The 1,477-nt window shown below is 58.5% G+C and carries 1 protein-coding gene; it reads left to right on the forward strand.

Annotation, left to right across the window (positions count from 1 at the left end; all coding sequences use genetic code 11):
* The first annotated feature begins 214 nt into the window (after positions 1-214).
* Entirely contained in the window at positions 215-1,279 is a 1,065-nt protein-coding gene (locus H6A60_RS11285; RefSeq protein ID WP_205104669.1) for a hypothetical protein, read from the forward strand.
* Positions 1,280-1,477 lie beyond the last annotated feature (198 nt).

A 1,477-nucleotide genomic window follows, 5' to 3' on the forward strand; every position in this document is an offset into this window, starting at 1 on the left:
TTTACATGCCGTCCGAAGCGCGCATGTCTCTCTCGCGAGAGATGAATTCGCACTCGACCGCCTCCACAGTGAAGCCGGCCGACAGCCGAATTGTCGCACACGGCGCGCCTTTCGGCGTCCGGCGCCGGAACGTTTTTCGACTGTCTTCTCGGTGAGCGAGCCGCTCCTCTCTTCTAGTCTCATTCCGACAACCTTCAATTTCGGGAGCACACTCATGCCGGAAGAAACACCAAGCGCCGCCGCGCTAGAAGCCGCCGAAGAGGCGACGCAACCCAATGTCTTACTCGAAGCAATCGACACTGCCGAACCGCCCGACGGACCGCAGCTTCGCATTGTTGTAGGTGCGCAAGAACAACCCGACCGCGACAGGCCGATCGATGCGGCCGAAGCCGCAATTCCGGACGCTCTCGAGGGCGGTCCGTCAACCGTTCAAATCGAGGAACCCCAAGAAATCGGCGAAAAAGCCGGCGGGGCAAGTCTCCAGCAAGCCGATAAGCCAACCGGAGGAAAACCTCGTCGCGAGGAAAAGAACCGCAGACGGACGCTCACCGCCGCATCGCGTGAGAACCGCTTCGTGAGCGACGAGAGAATCGTTGTCCCTGTCGTTCGAAACGTCTATCGCAATCATGCGGCCGACTATTCGCGCGCTTACATCACGCGGCGGTTTTCCGTGAACAGCAACATCGCCCAGGTTCTCTTCGAACACAATTACGACCGCATCGACTACGCGAACTACATCGTCTCGCTCGTCATCCCGAGCATCGCGCCGCAAGAGATTTCCCGCCGAACAAACGAAGCGCTTGAAGCGCTCTACACCGAACTCGAGCAGAAGCTCGACGACACGATCGCTTCGACGCAGGCAATGGTCGCCAAGCGCAAGCTAAACGATACGCCGACCTCCGCCTACGATCATCCGCGCAGATACGAAACCCCTGTCCGCTCTCCCTACTCCATCCGATACCTGAACATCGTCGCCAAGTACGACCGTTTGAACGGACTCGTCGACTGTCTCTGGCTCAACGGCTACCTCAGCATCAACGTTCGCATGCAGACGTCGAACCTTTGGCAGAAGCGCCTTCGCCGATTTGCAACCGCTCTCAACGAACTTCGCATGAGTGCGCTTCGCGAGACCAGCGACGCTTCGCGCGATCGCATCCGCAACGGCCTGCGGCAAACGCAGGAAGAAGCGCGACGCGTGGTCGAGAGCCAAGCCGCACCGGCTGCGGAACAGCACGAAACGACCGGCACCGCACCGGCGGACAATGCGCCTGCCGCCTGAGTCTCCGGCATTTTCGTCCGTCTATCCTGATGACGGTTCAAAAGAAATGCCTTCGGCACAGAACAAAGCGAGAATTCGGTAACGCATCGGGGCCGCTCCGGAACATTCCGGAGCGGCTCTTTTGCATCCGAACCGCAGCAAAGCCGATGTAAGCATGCTTACATATTATTGTACCATTTACCGTTACAATATTTGAAT

The sequence above is a fragment of the Sutterella massiliensis genome (genome assembly GCF_016899755.1).
Lineage (GTDB): Bacteria > Pseudomonadota > Gammaproteobacteria > Burkholderiales > Burkholderiaceae_F > Sutterella > Sutterella massiliensis.

What these genes read in the sequence shown, in the direction of transcription:
- H6A60_RS11285 (WP_205104669.1), top strand. Translation starts at nt 215, where the DNA reads ATGCCGGAAGAAACACCAAGCGCCGCCGCGCTAGAAGCCGCCGAAGAG.